A 21563-nucleotide genomic window follows, 5' to 3' on the forward strand; every position below is an offset into this window, starting at 1 on the left:
CGGGATGTCGGTGCTGCTGCCCGGCGCCCCGGACCTCGCGACGTACTGGCGCAACCTCGCCGGCGGCGTCGACGCGATCACCGAGGTGCCGCCGGCGAAGTGGGACAGCCTCCACTACGCGCCGGACGAGCGGCGCGCCGATCGCGTCTACTGCCGGCGCGGCGGGTTCGTCGACGACCTGGCCGAAGTGGACGTCACCGGGTTCGGGATCATGCCGAACTCCGTGCCCGCCACCGAACCGGACCAGCTGATCGCGCTGCGGGTCGCGGCGCAGGCCGTCGCGGACGCGGGCGGTCCCGGCCGCCTGCCCGCGGACCGGGCCAAAGTCGGCGTGGTCCTCGGCCGCGGCGGTTATCTGACGCCCGGGCTGGTCCGGCTCGACCAGCGCGTCCGGACCGCGAGCCAGCTCGTCCGCACCCTGGGCGAGCTGCTGCCGGACCTCGGCGAAGAGCGGCTCGACGCCGTCCGGCAGGCCTTCACCGACCAGCTCGGGCCGGAGGCCCCGGAGTCCGCGATCGGGCTCGTGCCGAACCTGGCCGCCTCGCGGCTGGCCAACCGCCTCGACCTGCGCGGCCCGGCGTACACAGTGGACGCCGCGTGCGCGTCCTCGCTGATCGCCGTCGACCACGCCGTGCGGGAGCTCGCCACCGGCCGCTGCGACGTCGTCCTCGCCGGCGGCGTCCACCACTGCCACGACATCACGTTCTGGAGCGTGTTCACCCAGCTCGGCGCGCTGTCGCCGTCCGAGCGCATCCGGCCGTTCCACCGCGACGCCGACGGTGTGCTCATCGGCGAAGGCACCGGTGTCGTCGTGCTCAAGCGCCTGGCCGACGCCGAACGGGACGGCGACCGCGTCTACGCCGTGATCACCGGCACCGGCGTCGCCTCCGACGGGCGGACCGCGAGCCTGGCCAGCCCGGATTCCGGCGGTCAGGTCCGCGCGGTGCGCCAGGCGTGGGCGGCCGCGGGCCTGGACCCGGCCGCCCCGGATTCGATCGGGCTCCTCGAAGCGCACGGCACCGCGACCCCGGCCGGCGACGCGGCCGAACTCACGACCCTGGCGGAGGTCTTCGGCAGCGCGGGCGCCGCGGTGCTCGGCTCGGTCAAGTCGATGATCGGGCACACGATGCCCGCCGCCGGGATCGCCGGCCTGGTCAAGGCGGCGCTGGCCGTGCACCACGGGGTCCTGCTGCCCACCCTCCACTGCGACGATCCGCACCCGCTGCTCGAGAAGACCCGCTTCGCCACGGTGGACACGGCCCGGCCGTGGGACGCCGAAGTGCGCCGGGCCGGGGTCAACGCGTTCGGCTTCGGCGGGATCAACGCCCACGTCGTGCTGGAACAGGCCCCGGGCCGCGCCGTGCCGGTGGTCGTCCGCGAGCCCGAGCGGGTGCTGCGGCTGGCCGCGCGGTCGGTCGGCGAGCTGCGGGACCTGCTCGACCGCCCCGGAGCACGCGGGACCGGCACCGGACCCGTCCGGCTCGGCATCGTCGACCCGACGGAGAAGCGGCTGGCCCTGGCCCGCAAGGCGGTCGCCCGCGGCCGGGCCTGGCGGGGCCGCAACGACGTCTGGTTCACCGACCGCCCGCTGCTCGGGCCGGGCGGCGGCAAGCTGGCCTTCGTGTTCCCCGGCCTGGAGTCGGAACTCGCGCTCAACTGCGGTGACGTCGCCCGCCACTTCGGCCTGCCTTGGGAGCACGACGACGTCGAAATCGGTGACGTCGGCCGCCAAGGCACCGCGGTGTTCGAACTCGGCCGCCTGCTGAACTCCGCGCTCGGCCGGCTGGGCGTCACCCCGGACGCCGTCGCCGGCCACAGCCTGGGGGAGTGGACGGCGATGGCCGTCGCCGGCATCCACGCCGAAGCCGAGGTCGACGCGTTTCTCGCCGGGTTCGACCCGGACGCGCTCGTCGTCCCCGGCCTCGCCTTCGCCGCGATCGGCGCGCCCGCGCCGCGCGTCCTCGAAGAGCTGGCCGGCCGCGACGACGTCGTGCTCTCCCACGACAACTCGCCCAACCAGGCCATGGTCTGCGGCCCGGCGGCGGCGGTCGGCACGCTCGTGACGCGCTTCCGGGACGCCGGGATCGTGGCCCAGGTGCTGCCGTTCCGGTCCGGGTTCCACACGCCGATGCTGCGGCCGTACCTCGACCCGATCCGGAAGGCGGCCGCCGGCTTCACGCTGCACCCGCCGACGCTGCCGATCTGGTCGGCCACCACGGTGTCGGAGTACCCCGCCGCCGAGGCGGACGTCCGCGAGCTGTTCGTGCGGCACCTGCTGGAGCCGGTCCGCTTCCGGCCGCTGGTGCGGGCGATGCACGCGGCCGGCGTCCGGGCGTTCGTGCAGGTCGGCGCGGGCCAGCTCGGCTCGCTGGTCGGCGACACCCTGCACGGCGAGGACCACCTGGTGGTGGCGGCGCACTCCGCGCACCGGCCCGGCCTGGCCCAGCTGCGCCGGGTCGCGACCGCGCTCTGGGCCGACGGCGCCGAGATCGATTTCACGCGGTTGCCCGGCGACCGCCCGGCCCCGCACCGGGCCGTCAAGCTCGACCTCGGGGGCCACCTGATCTCCCTGGACGACGAGGTCCGCGCGAAGATCGCCCTGCCGGCCGTCCGGAAGTCCACTGTGGACGAGCTGGCCGGGAAGGGGCCGCTGGCCGCGGAGTTCGCCGCCCTGCTGGCCGACACCGCCGACCTCGCGTCCACTGTGCTCTCCGGCCGCGCCGAGGCCGCACTTTCCCGTGAAAGTGCGGCCCCAGGTCGGAGCTTTCACGGGAAAGTGCCGCCGCCGAAGGAGCTGGACACGACCTTGACCGTGTCGGTCGAGGAGATGCCGTACCTGCTCGACCACTGCTTCTTCAAGCAGCCGCCGCGGGCCGATCCCGGTGACCGCTGGCCGGTCGTGCCGGCCACCACGGTGATCGACCACCTGATGGGCTTCGCCGAACAGGCCGCGCCTGGCCGCCGCGCGGTCGCCGTGCACGACGTCCGGCTGTCCCAGTGGATCACGGCGGTGCCGGCGGTCACCGTCGGCGTGCGCGTGCGGCCGCAGGGCCCGGACCGGGTGCTCGCGGCCCTCGACGGCTACTCCCAGGCCACCGTCGAGCTCGCCCCGGCGTATCCGGCGGACGCACCCGCGCCGTGGCGGTTCCCGGCGTCGGCGGAGCAGGTGCCGGAGACCACCGCGGCCCAGCTCTACGACGAACGCTGGATGTTCCACGGACCTCTCTTCCAGGGCGTCGCCGAGCTGACCGCGGTCGGCGAACGGCACGTCCGGGCCGTGCTCACGACCCCCGCCGCACCCGGCGCGCTGCTCGACAACGTCGGCCAGGTGCTCGGCTACTGGATCATGTCCCGGCTGACCGGACGCACCACCGTCTTCCCGGTCGGCATGCGCGAGATCCGGTTCCACGGCCCGCACCCGGCACCGGGGGAGCGCCTGGAGTGCCTGGTCAAGATCACGGCGCTGACCGAGGAGTTCCTCGACGCCGACATGCAGCTGGTCCACGACGGACAGGTCTGGGCCGAGCTCACCGGCTGGCGCGATCGCCGCTTCGACAGCACTCCGCACATCCGCCAAGCCGACCGCACGCCGGAGCGTTCGACGCTGTCGCACGAGCAGCCGGGCGGCTGGGCGCTGGTGCACGAGCAGTGGCCGGACCTGGCCACCCGCGAGCTGATCATGCGCAACTACCTCGCGGGTGCCGAACGCGACGCCTACGACCGGCGGCCGCCGCGCGGGCGGCGCCAGTGGCTGCTCGGCCGGATCGCGGCGAAGGACGCCGTCCGCCAGTTCCTCTGGGCCGGCGGCGAACCCGAGATGTTCCCGGCCGAGCTGCGCATCGGCAACGACGACGCGGGTCGTCCCCACGCGACGGGGGCGTACGGCCGCGAACTGCCGCCGCTGACGGTTTCGCTGGCCCACCGCGGCGAGGTCGGCGTGGCGATCGCCCGGCACGGCCGGTGCGGCATCGACGTCGAAGAGGTCGTCCCGCGCGCCGAGTCCACGGTGGACGCCGCGCTGGGCGCCGGTGAGCAGGCCCTGTTCGCCGGGCTGGCCGGCGATCCGGAACGCTGGTTCGCCCGGTTCTGGACGGCCAAGGAAGCCGTGGCGAAGCTGCTCGGCACCGGCCTGCGCGGCGAACCCCGGGACTTCGAAGTCGTCGCCGCGGCGCCGGACGCGCTCACCGTCCGCGCCGCCGGGACCGACCACGCCGTGCACTGCGCCGACATCGAGAGTGTTCCCGGCGCGCCGCCGCGCCGCTACGTCGTCGCCTGGACCGAAGAGACGAAGGAGACCGCGGAATGAGCATCGAGACCACGGCCACGAACGAAGCCACCGTGCTCGCTCAGCTCGCCGGGATGCTGCAGGAGCTGATGGAGGAGTACGGGCTCGACGACGCCGAGATCACCATGGAGACGACGTTCCACGACGACCTCGAACTGGAGAGCGTCGACCTGGTGGCCCTGTCCGGGCAGCTGCGCGAGCACTACGGCGAGCGCGTCAACTTCGCGACGTTCATCGCCGAGCGCGACCTCGAGGAGATCATCGCGCTGACCGTCGGCGAGCTCGTCCGCTACATCGTCGCGTCGCTGCGGGCCACGGCGTGAGCCGGATCCGTGCGGGCGAGCTGGACGTGCACGTCCAGCGCCTGACCCCGGAGGTCCCGCTCGACGGGGACGCGCCGATCGTCGTGTGCGTGCACGGGCTGCTCACCGACAGCCTCGCCAGCTACTACTTCACGCTCGGCCCGGCGTTCGCCGAGCGCGGGCTCGACGTGCTGATGTACGACCTGCGCGGGCACGGCCGCACGACGCGCCCGGAGTCCGGGTACCACCTGGAGGAGTTCGTCGGCGACCTCGTCGCGGTCCTCGACGCGTCGGGGATCACGCGGCCGGTGCACGTCGTCGGCAACTCGTTCGGCGCGTCGGTGGCGTTCGGGCTGGCCGCCGCCCGGCCGGACCGGGTCGCCAGTGTCGTCGTGATCGAAGGCGAACCGCCGACGGAGGAGTGGACGCGGCACATGGCCGACGGGCTGGCCGACGCGAAGACCCGGCTGGCGATCGACGAGGTGATCGGCTGGATCGCGGACAACCACGGCGCGCACACCGCGCGGCTGTCGAAGGCGGCGAACAAGATCCTCCAGACCACCACGATCGCCGAGGACATCCCGCGCAGCGCGACGATCGCCGCCGACCTCTCGGCCGTGCGCTGCCCGGTCTTCGCGATCTTCGGGGGCGACTCGGGTCTCGCCGCGCAGGTGCCGCACTTCGAGACGCACCTGGACGTCTGCCGCTGCGTCGTGCTGCCCGACCAGGGGCACTCGGTGCTGGTCGAGCGGACGGCCGAGACGATCGAGCTGATCTTCGAGTGGGTCCGCGACACCTCGCGGGTCCCGGTGCGGGCGCGGTAGTGGCCCGGTTCCTGTTCGTCGTCCCGCCGCTGGTCGGGCACATCAACCCGGCCGCCGGCGTCGCGGCCGAACTCGCCGCGCGCGGGCACGAGGTCGCCTGGGCCGGGCACGAGGAGCTGCTGTGGCAGCTGGCCGGGCCGGACGCACTGGTCTTCTCGTGCGGCCTGCCGGCCGGGGCCCCGGCGCGCCCGGCCGGGCTCAAGGGCCCGGCCGCGCTGCGGTTCCTCTGGGAGGACTTCCTCGTCCCGCTGGCCGACGCGATGGCTCCCGGCGTGAGCACGGCGATCGACGCGTTCGCGCCGCACGTGGTGGTCGCCGACCAGCAGGCCCTCGCGGGCGGGCTGCTGGCCGAGGCCCGCGGCCTGCCGTGGGTCACGTCGGCGACGACGTCGGCCGAGCTGGTCGACCCCCTCGCGGGCATGCCGAAGGTCGCCGAGTGGGTCGGTTCGCTGGTCGCCGGCCTGCGCGCGCGGATCGCCGATGGCCGCGGCGCGGCGGACCCGCGGTTCTCCCCGCACGGCGTCCTGGCGTTCACCACCCGCGAACTGCTGGGCGCGGCGACGCTCCCGCCGCGGGTGCGGCTCGTCGGGCCGGCGCTGGGTTCGCGTCCGTCCACAACGGACTTCCCGTGGGAGTGGCTCGACCCGCTCCGGCCGACCGTGCTCGTGTCGCTGGGCACGGCCAACACCGAAGCGGGCGCGAGCTTCCTCGCGACCGCGGCGGAGGCGTTCGCCGGGATGGCCGCGCGGGCCGTCGTCGTCGACCCCGGCGAGGTGCTCGGGGCGGTGCCGCCGAACGTCCTGGTGCGCCCGCGGGTCCCGCAGCTTTCGCTGCTGCCGCGAGTGGACGCGGTGCTGTGCCACGCGGGCCACAACACGGTGTGCGAAGCGCTGTGGCACGGCCTGCCGCTGGTGGTGGCCCCGATCCGCGACGACCAGCCGATCGTGGCGGCGCAGGTGGTGGCCGCGGGCGCGGGTATCCGGCTGCGCTTCGGCCGCGCGGGGGCGGACCGCATCGCCGCGGCCGTCGAGGACGTGCTGACCGACCCCTCGTACCGGCGGGCGGCCGAGACGGTGGCGACGTCGTTCCACGCGGCGGGCGGAAGTACCGCGGCCGCGGGCCATTTGGAACAGCTCGCGCTCGAAAACCTGGCCCATTTGCCGCCGTGAAAGCAGTAATTTACTTCGATTAATCACGCGGTTACCGTGCTGGGTATGACTGTTTCCGTCGGTGTCACCGAAGAAGTTCCGGAACTCGTGAAGTCCGCCGAAGCATTGTTCGCCGAAGACGCGGGAAGTCACGACCCCCGCATGGATCTCGGCTGGCCGGCCCGTGAGGGTGCGGCGTACTACCAGGGCCTCGTCGCCGACGAGGACGCCCTCTGCCTGCTGGCCCGTTCGGACGGCGAGGTGGCGGGCCACCTGATCGGACGGTTGCGGCCCGTCAGCACCCTGCGTCCCGGTGCGGTGCGGGCGGTGCTGGAAAGCATGCGGGTCGCGGCCGAACGACGTCGCGAAGGTGTGGGACAGGCCCTCGTGTCGGCGTTCGTGGCGTGGGCGCGGGACCGCGGGGCGAACGAGTTGACCGTGCAGGCCTACGCGGACAACGAGGGCGCGCAGGCGTTCTACCGCGCGCAGGGGTTCCGGCCGTTCGAGGTGACGCTGGCCCGGGAGGCCTGAGCGCTGCGGTCCGGACCATACCCGGGCCACACTGGGGAGCATGGCACTCCTGGGCGGCCGGGCCGTCGTCATCACCGGGGCCGGACGCGGACTCGGGCGGGCGTTCGCCCGGCACGCGGCGGAGTCGGGCGCCGCCGTGGTGGTCAACGACGTCGACGCGGAACCGGCGCGCGAGACCGTCGCCGCGATCGAAGCGGCCGGCGGTACCGCGGTGCCGAGCATCGGTTCGGTGGCCGACGCGGACTACGCTCGTGCGCTGATCGCGCTGTGCCGCAACCGGTTCGGCAAGCTCGACGGCCTCGTGAACAACGCCGCGATCGGGTACCACGCGCGGCCGTGGGAGGACGACGACGCCGAACGGACCCGGGCCCTGGTCGAGACGAACGTCCTCGGCCCGCTCCACTGCGGCACCGCGGCCGCCAAGGTGATGGTTGCCCAGGGCAACGGCGTCCTCGTCAACGTGACCTCCGGATCGATGATCGGGCAGCGCGGGGCCGCCGCCTACTCGGCGTCCAAGGGCGCGGTGGCGTCGATGACGTACTCGTGGGCCGCGGACCTGGCCCGGCACGGGGTGCGCGTCAACGCCGTCAGCCCGATCGCGTGGACCCGGCTGATGGCCGCCGACCCGAACGGGAACCGCGAGGCGCACCCGCCGGAGCGGGTGGCGCCGTTGGTCACCTACCTCCTCAGCGATCTTTCGGCCGGGGTCACCGGGCAGGTGCTGCGGCTGGCGGACGGGCACCTGCACGCCGTGCGCCAGCCCGCGATCATCCGGCCGGTCCTGCACCGCGACGTCTGGACGCCCGAGGAGATCGCCGCGGCCGTCGACGGCGAGCTCGTCCTCGAGTCGCCGCCGCGGGATCGCTGGACCCTTTGACCGGCCCGGACCACCGGAACGGGTGGCTATCCACAGTGGACTGCGCGCACTAGCCTCGGAGGCCGAGCGAGGAGGGCGCGGATGACGGCCACCGCGGAGATCGCCCAGGAGCCGGGGCCCGCACCGTTGAGCAAGGCGCGGGTCAACGCCGTGTTCGGCGCGGTGCTGCTCGGGATGCTGCTGGCCGCGCTGGACCAGACCATCGTCGGCACCGCGCTGCCCACCATCGTCGGCGACCTCGGCGGCGCCGGGCACCTGTCCTGGGTGGTCACGTCCTACCTGCTGGCCGAGACGATCATGACCGTCGTCGTCGGCAAGCTCGGCGACCTGTTCGGCCGCAAGCTGATGTTCCAGCTGTCGGTGATCGTGTTCGGGATCGGCTCGTTCTGCGCCGGCTTCGCCGACAGCATGGTCTGGCTGATCGTCTGGCGCGCGGTGCAGGGCCTCGGCGGCGGCGGGCTGATGGTCACCTCGACCGCGCTCATCGCCGACGTCGTCCCGCTGCGCGAGCGCGGCAAGTACCAGGGTGTCCTCGGCTCGGTGTTCGGCGTCGTGACCGTCGCCGGCCCGATGCTGGGCGGGTTCTTCGTCGACCACCTGTCGTGGCGGTGGGCCTTCTACGTCAACATCCCGCTGGTCGTCGTCGTGCTGGTGGTCGCGTCCTCGGCGATGCCGAACGCGCGCGCGGCGATCAAGCCGGTGATCGACTACGCCGGGATCCTGCTCATCGGTCTCGCCGCGACGGGCCTGACGCTCGTCACGAGCTGGGGCGGCACGCAGTACGCGTGGGGTTCGCCGACGATCGTCGGGATGGCGATCGGGTCGGTGGTGCTGCTGGCCGCGTTCGTCTTCGTGGAGCTGCGGGTGAAGGAACCGATGCTGCCGATGCGGCTGTTCCGGAACCCGGTCTTCACCGTCGGCGGGATCATGAGCTTCGTCGTCGGCTTCGCGATGCTCGGTGCACTGTCCTACCTGCCGACGTACATGCAGTACGTCCAGGGCACCTCGGCGACGACGTCCGGGGTCCGGCTGCTGCCGATGGTGCTGGCGCTGCTCGTCGCGTCCATCACCGCGGGCAACGCGGTGAGCCGCACCGGACGCTACAAGATCTTCCCGCTGGTCGGTGCCGCGGGCATGACGCTCGGGCTGTACCTGCTTTCGAGGCTGGACACCGACACCGGGTTCTGGGAGGCGTCGGCGTACATGGCGGTGCTCGGTCTCGGGATCGGGCTCGGCATGCAGGTGCTGACCATCGCCGTGCAGAACACCGTGGACTACGCCGATCTCGGCGTCGCGACGTCCGGGGTGACGTTCCTGCGGTCGATCGGCAGCTCGTTCGGCGCGGCGATCTTCGGGACGGTGTACGCCAACCAGCTGACCCCGAACCTGGCCGAGGCGGTCGCTTCGCTGCCTCCCGGCGTCGACCCTCGGGCTCTTCAAGTACCCACGGCCCTGCACGCGCTGCCGGACGCCGTGTCCGCACCGGTGATCAAGGCCTACAGCGATTCCCTGCACGTCGTGTTCCTCGCCGCGGCGCCGGTCGGGCTGGTGGCGTTCGCGCTGGCGTTCTTCCTGAAGGAGGTTCCGCTGCGCGACACGGCGCGGGCGGCGGCCCCGGACCTCGGCGACGGCTTCGCGATGCCGGAGGCCCGCACGGACGACCGTGAGCTGGAACGGGCGGTCGCGACGCTGTTCTTCCGCGAGCGCCGCAAGGTCGCCCCGGCGATCGTCTCGCGGGCGGGGACCGAGCTCGACGAGGGCGGCATCTGGTGCCTGCTGCAGGTCCACCTGCGCGAACGCCGCAGCGAGCCGGCGACGCTCCGGGCGATCGGGGAGTACTTCGCCGTGCCGGCGCCGGTGCTCGAACCGGCGTTCAACCGGCTGGAGCTGACCGGGCACCTGCGTTACGCCCGTGATCACTGGGAGCTGACGGGCGCGGGCCGCGAGGAGTTCGCCAAGGTGGTCCGCGCCTGGCACGACTGGCTGGCTTCCCGGCTCGAGGACTGGGGCACGGGCGACCGCGCCGAACTGGACGCGGCAATCGGCCGCGTCGCGGCCCGGCTGCTGGACCAGAGCGCGGAGTCCCGCCCGCACGGCCGCCACGCCCTGACCTGACCCCCACTTCCGAGTGAGGGTTTGCGCCGCAAAGCGCCACTTTCTCCAGGAAAGATGCGTCCGGGCGGCCCTCAGACGCATCTTTCCTGGAGAAAGTGGCGTCCGGGCGGTAACCGGGAGCGGGCACTTTCGGGTGACTGTGTGCGTCAGCGGCGCCAGAGGTCGTGGGGGGTGTGGCCCGGGCGGAAGCCGGACGATTCCACCAGGGCCGCCGCCTTCGCGAAGCCGTGGCCGACCAGGCTCGGCTCGTGTGCGTCGCTGCCGAACGTCACCGCGTCGCCGCCCGCCTCGAACCACCAGCGCACCACCTCGCCCGGCAGTGGCACCTTCGTGTTGACTTCCAGGGCCCGCCCGCTCGCCGCCAGTGCGCGCAGGACCGTCCGGAACTCCTCCTCGAAGTCCGCCGCGACGAACGGCGGTCCCTCGCCCGGCCACGAGCGCAGCGCGTAGTCGATGTGCGCGAGGACCGCGAAATCGGCCGTCGACTCGACCAGCCCGAGCACCTCTTCGAGGTACGCCCGCAGGACGTCGCCCGGGGGCCGGCCCGTGAGCACGGTGACCTCGTGCTGGTGCCCGTCGCCGGGCAGGGAGTGCACCGAGCCGAGCACGCGGTCGAAGTCGTGGGCCGCGAGCAGCGCGTCGGCGCGGGGGCGGTGCCAGTGCGGCTCGCTCAGCTCCACGCCCGAAAGGATCCGCAACGTCGGAAACCGGGCGCGGCACTCCTCGACGCACGTCAGGTACCCGGCGACGTCCAGGTCCGGCGGCTCGAGGACGCCGTCGGGCCGCAGCCGCACCCGGAAGTGGTCCGGCAGCAGCGGCCGGACGGGCTCCGGGATCAGCCACGGCGTCAGGTCCGCGTGCTCGGTGAACGCGACCGACGGCAGCCCCAGCTCCAGCGCCCGCTCGCACGACCCGGCCATCGACCCGGTGACGGTGTCCCAGGACCATTCGGTGTGGACGTGACCGTCCGGCGGCAGGCTCACTAGGCCACCGTAACGCCGGTTTCGGGCTAGGGTCGGTCCATGGCGCAGAAGTCGGCGGCGGTGGAGCTGGAGGTCGGCCCGCACACCGTGCGGATCTCGAACCCGGACCGGGTGTACTTCCCGGCCCGCGGCGAGACGAAGCTCGACCTGGTCAACTACTACCTCTCGGTGGGCGACGGGATCGTCAACGCGCTGCGCGAGCGGCCGTGCATGCTGCACCGCTTCCCGTCCGGCGTGGCGGGGGAGAAGGTCCACCAGAAGCGCGTCCCGAACGGTGCGCCGCCGTGGCTCGAGACCGTCCGGGTGACCTTTCCGCGCTACCACCGGCACGCCGACGAGCTGTGCGTCACCGAGCTGGCGCACGTCGCCTGGGCGGTCCAGATGTCCACTGTGGAGTTCCACCCGTGGAACTCGCGCCGCGCCGACACCGAGAAGCCGGACGAGTGGCGCATCGACCTCGACCCGATGCCCGACTGCGGCTTCGACCGCGTCCGCCGGGTCGCCCACGTCGCGCACGAGGTCCTCGACGAGCTCGGCGCGGTCGGCTGGCCCAAGACCTCCGGCGGCCGCGGCCTGCACGTCTACGTCCGGATCGAACCGAACTGGGGCTTCAAGGAGGTCCGGCGCGCTGCCCTGGCCTTCGCCCGCGAAGTCGAGCGGCGTGCCCCGGACGACGTCACCACGACCTGGTGGCGCAAGGACCGCGACCCGCGCACCCTGTTCGTCGACTACAACCAGAACGCGCGCGACCACACGATCGCGAGCGCGTACTCCGTGCGCGGCAACCCGGAAGGCACGGTGTCGACGCCGATCCGCTGGGAGGAGATCGACGACGTCGAGCCCGGCGACTTCACCATCGCCACCGTCCCGGCCCGCTTCGCCGAACTGGGCGACCTCCACGCCGGCATCGACAAGGCCGTGTTCTCGCTGGACCCGCTGCTGGAGTGGGCCGACCGCGACGGCGTCGAGGAACCGCCCGAACCCGACTGACGTATTTCCGGCCGGGTTCGCGGATCTGACCGGCGTGAAGATCGTGCTGTCCGGGGTGGACGAAGCCGCGTGGAGCCTGGTCGCGCTCCAAGTGGTGCTGGAACGCGAAGGCCACGCCGTGTGTGTGGCGGCCGAAGCGGTCGGTGCTTGCCGCCGTGAGCGGCCGGATTGCCTGGTGCTGTCCACCGCGCACGGCGCTACGGGTGTGGATGTACTCCGTCGCGTCCGTGCCGATCCCGCGCTGGCCGGGCTGCCCGTAGTGCTCGGTGGCCGGCTGGCCGGCACGCGCGCGGAACTCCTGGCGCTGGGCTTCGATGAAGCCTTCCCCGTCGCCGCCACGGATCCCGGGAGAGCCGTGGCGGCGCTGCGGGCGTATCTGGCGCGTCAGTCCAGGCGCTCGATGATCGTCGCGTTGGCGAGGCCGCCCGCTTCACACATGGTCTGCAGGCCGTAGCGGCCGCCGGTCTGCTCCAGCACCGACAGCAGCGTGGTCGCCAGGCGCGCGCCGCTGCCGCCGAGCGGGTGGCCGAGCGCGATCGCGCCGCCGTTGACGTTGACCTTCGCGAGGTCGCCGCCGATCTCGGCCTGCCAGGCGAGCACGACGCTCGCGAACGCCTCGTTGACCTCGAAGGCGTCGATGTCACCCACCGAAAGTCCCGCGCGGGCCAGGACCTTGCGCGTGGCCGGGATGACGCCGGTCAGCATGTACAGCGGGTCGTCGCCCACGACGGCGAAGCTGTGGATCCGGGCGCGCGGGCGCAGGCCGAGCGCCTTCGCCGTCTCCGAACTGGTGATCATCAGCGCGGCGGCGCCGTCGTTGATCGGCGAGGAGTTGCCCGCGGTGACGTGCCAGCCGAGGTCCGGGAACCGCTGCTCCCAGACGTCCGCCCGGAACGCGGGCTTCAACCCGGCGAGGATCTCCGGCGTGGTGCCCGGCCGGACCGTCTCGTCGGTCGTGACGTCGACGAGAACGCCGTCGGCGCCTGGGGCCTTGAGCGGCGCGACTTCGCCGGCGAACTTCCCGTCGGCCCACGCCTTCGCGGCCCGCTGGTGGCTTTCGGCGGAGAACTCGTCCAGCTGCGCGCGGCCGAAGCCCCACTTCGCGGCGATCAGCTCCGCGCTGATGCCCTGCGGCACCAGGCTATCCGGGTAGCGCGCGGCGACCTGCGTGCCGAACGGGTCGCGCCCGGCCACCTGGCTGCCCATCGGCACCCGGCTCATCGACTCGACACCGGAGGCGAGCACGACGTCGTACGCGCCGGCGATGACCCCCTGCGCGGCGAAGTGGACGGCCTGCTGGCTGCTGCCGCACTGCCGGTCGACGGTCACGGCCGGCACCGACTCCGGCAGGCCCGCCGCCAGCGCGGCCCAGCGGGCGGTGTTCATGCTCTGCTCGCCGATCTGGCCGACGGCGCCGCTGATCACGTCGTCGATCCGGACCGGGTCGACGCCGGTGCGCTCGACGAGCGAGCGGAGCGCGTGGGCGTGCAGGTCGACCGGGTGCACCCCGGCGAGCGTTCCGTTCGGCTTGCCCTTGCCGATCGGGGTCCGTACCGCGTCGACGATCACCGCGTCCGTCATGGCGTCTGCCTCCTCGCAGATCGGGGATGTCTTCGGTATACGCCCGGTAAGTTGGATTCCACAACTCGCTTGTTCGTCAGGTCACACCCGGTAGACGTGCTAGGTTGGATTTTCAACCCCATGGGAGGTGGCATGGTCCGGCGTGGTCGGGAGTGTTCGGTCGCCGAGGCCCTGGAGGTCGTCGGCGAACGCTGGAGCCTGCTCGCGCTGCGCGAGATCATGCTGGGGGAGCGGCGCTTCAACCAGATCGCCGAGAACACCGGCGCCAGCCGCGACATCCTGGCCGCGCGGCTGCGCAAGCTCGTCGACGCGGGTGTGCTCGAGAAGGTCCAGTACGAGGCCCACCCGCCGCGCCACGAGTACTACCCGACCGAGGCCGGCCGCGCGCTGCAGCCGATCCTGCTCGGCCTGATGGCCTGGGGCGACAAGTACGTCCACCAGGGCGAGCCGCCCACGCTGTGGCGCCACGCCTGCGGCGAAGTGCTCGAACCGGCGGCCGTCTGCGCCCACTGCGGCGAGCCGGTCAACGCCCCGGGCACGCATGCGATCCGGCTCGGCGCCGTGCGCTGACGCTCTTCGGACTCCCAAGGCCGTGAAGGCCTCCTTACCGGCTCTCAAGGCCGTGAAGGAGGCCTTCACGGCTTTTGGGCGTTGACTTGAGACGGCCGTCACTGTAACTCTTGAACGAATCAGTGCAAGAACCTGACAGCGGCGCGAGAAATTGCGGCAGTTGGCAGGAAGATCCCGCCCAGCTCCTCGACGAAGAGGTGCCCATGACGGCTGTCCCGTGCTGCCCGCGCGCGCCCCCGGACCGGGTCTGCGTGTCCCCGTTCCCCGGTTTCCGCCGTCCTGCCGCCCACGGGACGTGCGAGCTCGAGTCGTCTCCCCTCCCTCCCCGGATCAGAGGAAACCCATGAGAACGAAGCGACTTCTGTCGCGCGCGGCGACCTACGCCGCCCTGTCCCTCCTCCTCGCCGCACCCGCCGTGGCCGCGAGCGGCGCCCCGGCCGTTCCCGCGGCCGCGCCGGCCGTCCAGCCCGCCGCCCAAGCCGCCGCCGCGACCTACACCGCGAGCAGCCAGGTCGCCGGCTACCCCGTGTCGAACGTCGGCGACGGGAACCAGGCCACCTACTGGGAGAGCACCAACAACCAGTTCCCGCAGTGGGTCCAGGCCGACCTCGGCGCGGCCACGAACGTCGCCCAGCTCGTGCTCAAGCTGCCGGCCGGCTGGGAGGCCCGCACCGAGACCTTCAGCGTGCAGGGCAGCACGAACGGCACCGGCTTCAGCGACCTGAAGCCGTCGGCGGGCTACCGGTTCGACCCCGCCACCGGCAACACCGTGACCGTGGACGTCACCGGCAGCCCCCGCTACGTCCGGCTGAACGTCACCGCGAACACCGGCTGGCCGGCCGCGCAGCTGGCGGAGTTCGAGGTGCACGGCCCGGCCGGCGGGGACACGCAGCCGCCGTCCGCGCCCGGCAACCTCGCCTACACGCAGCCGGCGAGCGGCCAGATCCGGCTGACCTGGTCGGCCTCGACCGACAACACCGGGATCGCCGGCTACGACGTCTACGCCAACGGCCAGCTCCGCGGCAGCGTCGCCGGAACCGTCCTCACCTACACCGACAGCCAGCCGGACGGCACGACCGTCGCCTACTACGTCCGCGCGAAGGACGCCGCGGGAAACCAGTCGGGGAACAGCAACACCGTGACCCGCACCGGCACCCAGGCCGGCACGAACCTGGCGCCGGGCAAGCCGATCACGGCGTCGTCGACGGAGTTCACCTTCGTCGCGGCCAACGCCAACGACAACTCGACCAGCACGTACTGGGAGGGCGGCGGCGGGACCTACCCGAACCTGCTGACCGTCGCGCTCGGCGCCAACGCCGACCTGAACCAGGTCGTCGTGAAGCTCAACCCCGACGCCTCGTGGGGTCCGCGGACCCAGACGATCGCGGTCGAAGGCCGTGACCAGGCTTCGAGCGCGTTCACCACGCTGTCGGCCGCGCAGGCCTACAGCTTCGACCCGTCGTCCGGGAACACCGTGACGATCCCGCTGAGCGGCCGCGCCGCCGACGTCCGCCTGCGCGTCACGGTCAACTCCGGCGCCGGCGGCGGGCAGGCCGCGGAGTTCCAGGTCTTCGGCGTCCCCGCGCCGAACCCCGACCTGACGATCTCGGGCGTGTCCTGGTCGCCGCAGAACCCCGTCGAGACCGACGCGATCACCGCGTCGGCGACCGTCCGCAACGCCGGGACGGCGGCCTCGGGCGCCACGAACGTGAACCTCTACCTCGGCACGACCAAGGTCGGCACCGCGAACGTCGGCGCGCTCGCCGCCGGCGCGTCGGCGACGGTGTCGGCGAACATCGGCACCCGGGACGCGGGCAGCTACCAGCTGACCGCGAAGGTCGACGAGGCCAACGCCGTCCTCGAGCAGAACGAGGCCAACAACTCCTACACCGGTTCGGCGGCGCTGGTCGTCAGCCCGGTGCCGAGCTCCGACCTCGTCGCGGCCACCGCGTGGTCGCCGAACAACCCGTCGGCGGGCAACGCGGTCACCTTCACGACGACCCTGCGCAACCAGGGCACGGTGGCGAGTGCGGGTGGCGCCCACGGCGTCACGGTGACGATCGCCGACCAGAACGGCACCGTCGTCAAGACGCTGAGCGGGACGTACACGGGCGCCATCGCCGCCGGGGCCACCGCGGCGCCGGTGACCGTCGGCACCTGGGCCGCCGCCAACGGCCGCTACACGGTCAAGACGGTCGTCGCGAACGACGCCAACGAGCTGCCGGTCAAGCAGGCCAACAACACCAGCAGTCAGGCGCTGTTCGCCGGCCGAGGCGCGAACATGCCCTACGACATGTACGAGGCCGAGGATGGCGTCGTCGCGGGCGGCGCGTCCGTGGTCGGCCCGAACCGCACGATCGGCGACCTCGCGGGCGAGGCGTCGGGCCGCAAGGCCGTGACGCTGAACTCGACCGGCTCGTCGGTGGAGTTCACGACCCGCGCGTCGACCAACACCCTGGTCACGCGGTTCTCCATCCCGGACTCCGCGGGTGGCGGCGGGCAGAACTCGACCCTGAACGTCTACGTCGACGGCACGTTCCTCAAGGCCATCGACCTGACCTCGCACTACGCGTGGCTCTACGGCGCCGAAACCGGCCCGGGCAACTCGCCGGGCGCCGGGCCGCGCCACATCTACGACGAGGCCGGCGCGATGCTCGGCACGACCGTGCCCGCCGGGCACAAGATCAAGCTGCAGAAGGATGCGGCCAACAGCACGAACTACGCGATCGACTTCGTGAACTTCGAGCAGGCCACCGCGACCGCCAACCCGGACCCGGCGCACTTCGCGGTGCCCACCGGGTTCACGCAGCAGGACGTGCAGAGCGCGCTCGACAAGGTCCGGCAGGACACCACCCTGACCGGGGTCTACCTGCCGGCCGGGAACTACCCGCTGTCGAGCAAGCTGAACGTCTACGGCAAGGCCGTGACGGTCACCGGCGCCGGGCCGTGGTTCACGAAGTTCTCCGCGCCCGCGGGTCAGGAGAACACCGACATCGGCATCGACGTACAGTCGAGCGCCAACGGCTCGACCTTCAGCGGGTTCGCGGTGTTCGGGAACTACACCTCCCGCATCGACGGCCCCGGCAAGGTGTTCAACCTGACGAACGTCGCGAACCTGACGATCGACAACATCTGGGTGGAGCACCAGGTGGTGATGGTGTGGGGCACCAACGTGGACAACACCACGATCAAGAACTCCCGGATCCGCGACACCTTCGCCGACGGAGTCAACCTCACGAACGGGAGCACCGGAAACCACGTCACCAACATCGAGGCCCGGTCCACCGGGGACGACAGCTTCGCGCTGTTCGCCGCCACGGACCTCAACCCGGGCAACCAGTATGACAACGTGTTCGAGAACCTGACCTCGCTCACTCCGTGGCGCGCGGCCGGGCTGGCGGTCTACGGCGGGTACAACAACACCTTCCGGAACCTCTACATCGCGGACACGCTGACGTACTCGGCGATCACGATCAGCTCGCTCGACTTCGGCTACCCGTTCCTCGGGTTCGGGCCGCAGCCGACGACGGTCCAGAACGCCTCGCTCGTCCGGGACGGTGGTCACTTCTGGGGCCAGCAGACGTTCCCGGCGATCTGGCTGTTCTCCGCGTCCAAGGAGTTCCGCGGCATCCGCGTGTCCGATGTGGACATCCAGAGCCCGACCTACAGCGGGATCATGTTCCAGACCAAGTACAACGGCGGTCCCGAGCACCCGGTCGAGGACACCGTGCTGACGAACGTGTCGATCACCGGCGCGCACCGCAGCGGTGACGCCTTCGACGCCAAGTCGGGGATCGGCATCTGGGCCAACGAGCTGCCGGAACCGGGTCAGGGCCCGGCCGTCGGATCGGCGACCTTCACGGGGCTGACGCTGAGCGACAACGACCAGGACATCCGCAACACGACGTCCACGTTCACGATCAACCGCGGCTGATCGAAGAAAGCCGTCAAGGCCACCGTGCGGGTGTCTGTCGCCCGTAAGGTGGCCTTGACGGCTTCAGAGCGGGAGGCGGGCTCGTGCGAATCCTGGTCACCGGTGGCACCGGACAGCTCGGCAGCGTGGTCGTCGAACGGCTGCGCGCGGCGGGGGAGGAGGTCCGTGTGCTCAGCCGCCGGGCGGGCCCGGACGTCGTCCCGGGTGACCTGCGGACCGGGCGCGGCGTCGACAGCGCGGTGGCCGGGGTGGACGTCGTCGTCCACTGCGCCACCGACTTCTTCGGCGGGGAGACGGACTTCGCGCGCACGCTGGTCGAAGCGGCGCGCTGGGCGGGTGTCCCGCACCTGGTCTACGTCTCGATCGTCGGCGTCGACCGCGTCCCGCTCGGCTACTACCGGGCGAAGCTCGAAACGGAGGAGTTCCTCGCCTCCTCCGGGCTGCCGTACACGATCCAGCGGGCCACGCAGTTCCACGCCCTGGTCCGGACGCTGTTCGCCGGCGCGTCCCGGCTGCCGGTGCTGCCCGTTCCGCGGCTTTCGTTCCAGCCGGTGGACGTCCGGGACGTCGCCGGGCGGCTCGCGGACCTGGCGCTGGGCGATCCGGCCGGGCGGGTGCCCGACTTCGGCGGTCCCGAGATCCTCGCCGCGGCCGAGCTGGCGCAGGCGGTCGCCGAGGCGAGCGGACGGCGGCGGCGGATCGTGCCGGTGAGCGTGCCGGGTGCGACGTTCCGGGCCTACGCGAGCGGCGGTCACCTGGCGCCCGGGCACCTCGACGGCACGATCACCTTCGGGCAGTACCTGGCCGGGCAGGCCGACGCGGGTCTGCTGCGCTACCGAAAGCGCTGACCACGCGGATGTATTCGGAATAATTCCGAAGAATCTTGACCTCGGATCCGGATAGGTCATATGTTTGACGGGCTGCACGCCGGTCCCCGCCGTCAACGCCGAACGGATCCGACATGTCGAACCCTCCCTCTCGTCGTACCTTCCTCAAGCTCGGTGGCGCGGTCGGCGCCGGAGTCGCCCTCGGTGGCGTTCCTCCTTTCACGGCAAACGCAGACGTCGTTCGTCCAGTGGACGCGGAGCTCGTTCCCGACGGCCGGGCGACGACACTGTGGTACCCGGCTCCCGCGGCCGAGGACAAGATCATCGAGCAGGGCCTGCCGATCGGCAATGGTCGGATCGGTGCTCTCGTCGGCGGTGACCCCGCCGCCGACTTCCTGTACCTGGCCGACGCCTCACTGTGGACCGGCGGCGCCAACCAGGTCCTCGAGGACGACGGCCAGTTCCCGTACGAGCGCGAGAAGTTCGGCACCCTCGGCCTGCTGGCGAAGGTGCGGATCTCGGTGCCCGCGCACACCGGCGTGACGGACTACCGCCGCACGCTCGACCTCAGCAACGGCGTGGTCGTGATCACCTACCGGCACCAGGGGGTGCGGTACCGGCGCGAGTACTTCGCGAGCCACCCCGACGACGTCGTGGTGATCCGGCTCAGCGGCGGGCCCGTCACCGGGTCGGTCTCGCTGGAACCGACGCGCGGCGAAACGATGCCGGACGCGGCGGCGTTCACCGGCACCTTCGACAACGGCTTGAAGTACGCGTGCACCGTCGCCGGGGGTGTGACCTTCAGCGGGAGCCGCGAAGTCGTCATCGTCCTCAGCGGCGGGACGAACTACGTACCCGACGCGGCCCGGAAGTACCTCGACGCTTCGCTCGACCCCCTGGCGCTGGCGCAGCAGAAGGCGTCGAAGGCCCTGCGTGCCGGGGGAGGGGCGCTGCTGGGCACGCACGTTGCCGACTACCGGCGGCTCTACGACCGGATGACCGTCGACCTGGGACAGTCGCCGCCGGCGAAGCGGGCCCTGGACTCGTGGTCGCGGCTGCTGGCCCGCCACGACGACCCGGCCACGCCCGACCCCGAGCTGGAGGCGAGCTACCTGCAGTTCGGGCGGTACCTGACGATCACCGGCTCGCGCGACGGCCTGCCGATGGGCCTGCAGGGGTTGTGGCAGAACAACAACACGCCGGACTGGATGAGCGACTACCACACCGACATCAACGTCCAGATGAACTACTGGCTGGCCGACCGCGCGGCCCTGCCCGGGAGCTTCACTGCCCTGGCCGACTACTGCCTCGCGCAGCTTCCCGTGTGGACGGACAGCACGAAACGGCTGTTCAACGACCCGCGCAACCGGTTCCGGAACACCAGCGGCAAGATCGGCGGCTGGGCGGTCGCGTTCTCGACCAACATCTACGGCGGCTCCGGCTGGTGGTGGCACCCCGCCGGCAACGCGTGGCTGTGCAACTCGCTGTGGGACCACTACGCGTTCACCCAGGACAAGGCGTACCTCGCGCGGATCTACCCGCTGCTCGAGGGAGCGGCCGAGTTCTGGGAGGCGCGGCTGGTCCCGATGACGGTCGACGGCCGCGAGGTGCTCGTCGACGACCACGACTGGTCGCCCGAGCACGGTCCGCAGGACACGCGCGGGAACACCTATTCGCAGGAGATCGTCTGGGATCTGTTCGAGCACTACCGCGAAGCCGTCGCCGTCCTGGGCCGGGATCGCGCGTACGGCGACCGGATCGCCGGGCTGCAGAAGAAGCTGTACCTGCCGAAGGTGAGCCCCACGACCGGCTGGCTCGAGGAGTGGATGTCGCCGGACAACCTCGGCGAGACCACGCACCGGCATCTGTCCCCGCTGATCGGCTTCTTCCCCGGCGACCGGATCGCCGCGGACACCTCGCCGCCCGAACTGCTGGCCGGCGTGCGTGAGCTGCTGATCGCCCGCGGGACGGACAGCTTCGGCTGGGCGTGTGCGTGGCGCTCGGCGTGCTGGGCCCGGCTGAAGGACGCCGACAAGGCGTACCAGCTGCTGCTCACGGTCCTGCGGCCGTCGGTGGCCAATGGGAACGGCACCGCGCCGAACTTCTTCGACATGTACAGCCAGGGCGGCTACACGATCTTCCAGATCGACGCGAACCTCGGCGCGCCGGCGGCGATGGTGGAGATGCTCCTCTACTCGCGGCCGGGAGTCCTGGAACTGCTGCCCGCACTGCCCTCGGCGTGGGCCCGGTCCGGCCGGGTGACCGGCATCGGCGCGCGCGGCGGGTTCGAGGTCGACCTGTCCTGGCGCGACGGGAAGGTGACGCGGGCGGTGGTCCGGAGCGTCGGCGGGACCCGGACCGAGGTGCGCGCCGGCGGCTGGCGCCGCACGATCACCCTGCGGCCGGGAGAGTCGGTCACGGTCCAGCCGAGTTGAGAAGTAACCTCCGGAAACCGAGGTGGTGTTCGGCCACCTCTTCCGGACCAGGAGTGACGGTGAAGATCGCCCGGTGGATCGCTGCGGGCTTCCAGGCAGCGTTGTCCGTCTTCGACCGGGGATGAAGCTCGCCACGCCGCGGGAGAAACTGCTGGAGAACC

Annotated in this window: 15 protein-coding genes; 13 read left to right on the forward strand and 2 right to left on the reverse strand. The window is 72.0% G+C overall.

The window, feature by feature from the left end; all coding sequences use genetic code 11:
* Positions 1 to 4: 4 nt before the first annotated feature.
* From ACZ4TR_RS08825 to ACZ4TR_RS08855, 7 genes are all read left to right on the forward strand, one after another.
* A complete protein-coding gene (locus ACZ4TR_RS08825; protein ID WP_465287330.1) occupies positions 5 to 4306 on the forward strand; it encodes a beta-ketoacyl synthase N-terminal-like domain-containing protein in 4302 nt (1433 codons plus the stop codon).
* Entirely contained in the window at positions 4303 to 4608 is a 306-nt protein-coding gene (locus ACZ4TR_RS08830; protein WP_465286483.1) for an acyl carrier protein, read from the forward strand. The genes ACZ4TR_RS08825 and ACZ4TR_RS08830 overlap by 4 nt, the downstream gene beginning before the upstream one ends.
* Positions 4605 to 5411, forward strand: a complete 807-nt coding sequence (locus tag ACZ4TR_RS08835; protein WP_465286484.1) for an alpha/beta fold hydrolase — start codon at positions 4605 to 4607, stop codon at positions 5409 to 5411. Before ACZ4TR_RS08830 ends, ACZ4TR_RS08835 begins: the two co-directional genes overlap by 4 nt.
* The gene (locus tag ACZ4TR_RS08840) at positions 5411 to 6580 is read left to right on the forward strand and encodes a glycosyltransferase (RefSeq protein WP_465286485.1); all 1170 of its coding nucleotides are present in this window, start codon (positions 5411 to 5413) and stop codon (positions 6578 to 6580) included. Before ACZ4TR_RS08835 ends, ACZ4TR_RS08840 begins: the two co-directional genes overlap by 1 nt.
* A gap of 45 nt (positions 6581 to 6625) precedes the next feature.
* Positions 6626 to 7090, forward strand: a complete 465-nt coding sequence (locus ACZ4TR_RS08845) for a GNAT family N-acetyltransferase (RefSeq protein WP_465286486.1) — start codon at positions 6626 to 6628, stop codon at positions 7088 to 7090.
* Between the two features lie 40 nt (positions 7091 to 7130).
* Entirely contained in the window at positions 7131 to 7967 is an 837-nt protein-coding gene (locus tag ACZ4TR_RS08850) for an SDR family NAD(P)-dependent oxidoreductase (protein ID WP_465286487.1), read from the forward strand.
* A gap of 81 nt (positions 7968 to 8048) precedes the next feature.
* On the forward strand, positions 8049 to 10082 hold the full coding sequence (locus tag ACZ4TR_RS08855; protein WP_465286488.1) for an MDR family MFS transporter: 2034 nt from the start codon (positions 8049 to 8051) through the stop codon (positions 10080 to 10082).
* A gap of 146 nt (positions 10083 to 10228) precedes the next feature.
* Here the strand turns inward: ACZ4TR_RS08855 and ACZ4TR_RS08860 are convergent, their stop codons facing one another.
* Positions 10229 to 11065 carry a PHP domain-containing protein gene (locus tag ACZ4TR_RS08860; RefSeq protein WP_465286489.1) on the reverse strand — a complete coding sequence of 279 codons (837 nt, stop codon included), beginning with the start codon at positions 11063 to 11065 and terminating at the stop codon, positions 10229 to 10231.
* Between the two features lie 39 nt (positions 11066 to 11104).
* Here ACZ4TR_RS08860 and ligD point away from each other — a divergent pair, with 39 nt between their 5' ends.
* Positions 11105 to 12055 (forward strand): non-homologous end-joining DNA ligase, encoded by a 951-nt coding sequence (gene ligD, locus ACZ4TR_RS08865; protein WP_465286490.1) that lies wholly within the window; start codon positions 11105 to 11107, stop codon positions 12053 to 12055.
* 34 nt (positions 12056 to 12089) lie between these two features.
* Positions 12090 to 12509: a methylmalonyl-CoA mutase gene (locus tag ACZ4TR_RS08870; protein ID WP_465286491.1), complete on the forward strand. Its 420-nt coding sequence runs from the start codon at positions 12090 to 12092 to the stop codon at positions 12507 to 12509.
* Here ACZ4TR_RS08870 and ACZ4TR_RS08875 read toward each other — a convergent pair.
* Positions 12440 to 13636 (reverse strand): thiolase family protein, encoded by a 1197-nt coding sequence (locus ACZ4TR_RS08875; RefSeq protein ID WP_465286492.1) that lies wholly within the window; start codon positions 13634 to 13636, stop codon positions 12440 to 12442. The two genes, ACZ4TR_RS08870 and ACZ4TR_RS08875, sit on opposite strands and share 70 nt — an antisense overlap.
* A gap of 132 nt (positions 13637 to 13768) precedes the next feature.
* Between ACZ4TR_RS08875 and ACZ4TR_RS08880 the strand changes: the two genes are divergently transcribed.
* The 4 genes from ACZ4TR_RS08880 (at position 13769) to ACZ4TR_RS08895 (ending at position 21402) form a co-directional block, all read left to right on the forward strand.
* Positions 13769 to 14206: a winged helix-turn-helix transcriptional regulator gene (locus tag ACZ4TR_RS08880; protein WP_465286493.1), complete on the forward strand. Its 438-nt coding sequence runs from the start codon at positions 13769 to 13771 to the stop codon at positions 14204 to 14206.
* Between the two features lie 343 nt (positions 14207 to 14549).
* On the forward strand, positions 14550 to 18140 hold the full coding sequence (locus ACZ4TR_RS08885) for a discoidin domain-containing protein (RefSeq protein ID WP_465286494.1): 3591 nt from the start codon (positions 14550 to 14552) through the stop codon (positions 18138 to 18140).
* A gap of 83 nt (positions 18141 to 18223) precedes the next feature.
* Positions 18224 to 18988 (forward strand): SDR family oxidoreductase, encoded by a 765-nt coding sequence (locus ACZ4TR_RS08890; protein WP_465286495.1) that lies wholly within the window; start codon positions 18224 to 18226, stop codon positions 18986 to 18988.
* Positions 18989 to 19101: 113 nt separating this feature from the next.
* A complete protein-coding gene (locus ACZ4TR_RS08895; protein WP_465286496.1) occupies positions 19102 to 21402 on the forward strand; it encodes a glycosyl hydrolase family 95 catalytic domain-containing protein in 2301 nt (766 codons plus the stop codon).
* The last annotated feature ends 161 nt before the right edge of the window (positions 21403 to 21563 follow it).

It is taken from the genome of Amycolatopsis sp. NPDC028719 (genome assembly GCF_055565395.1).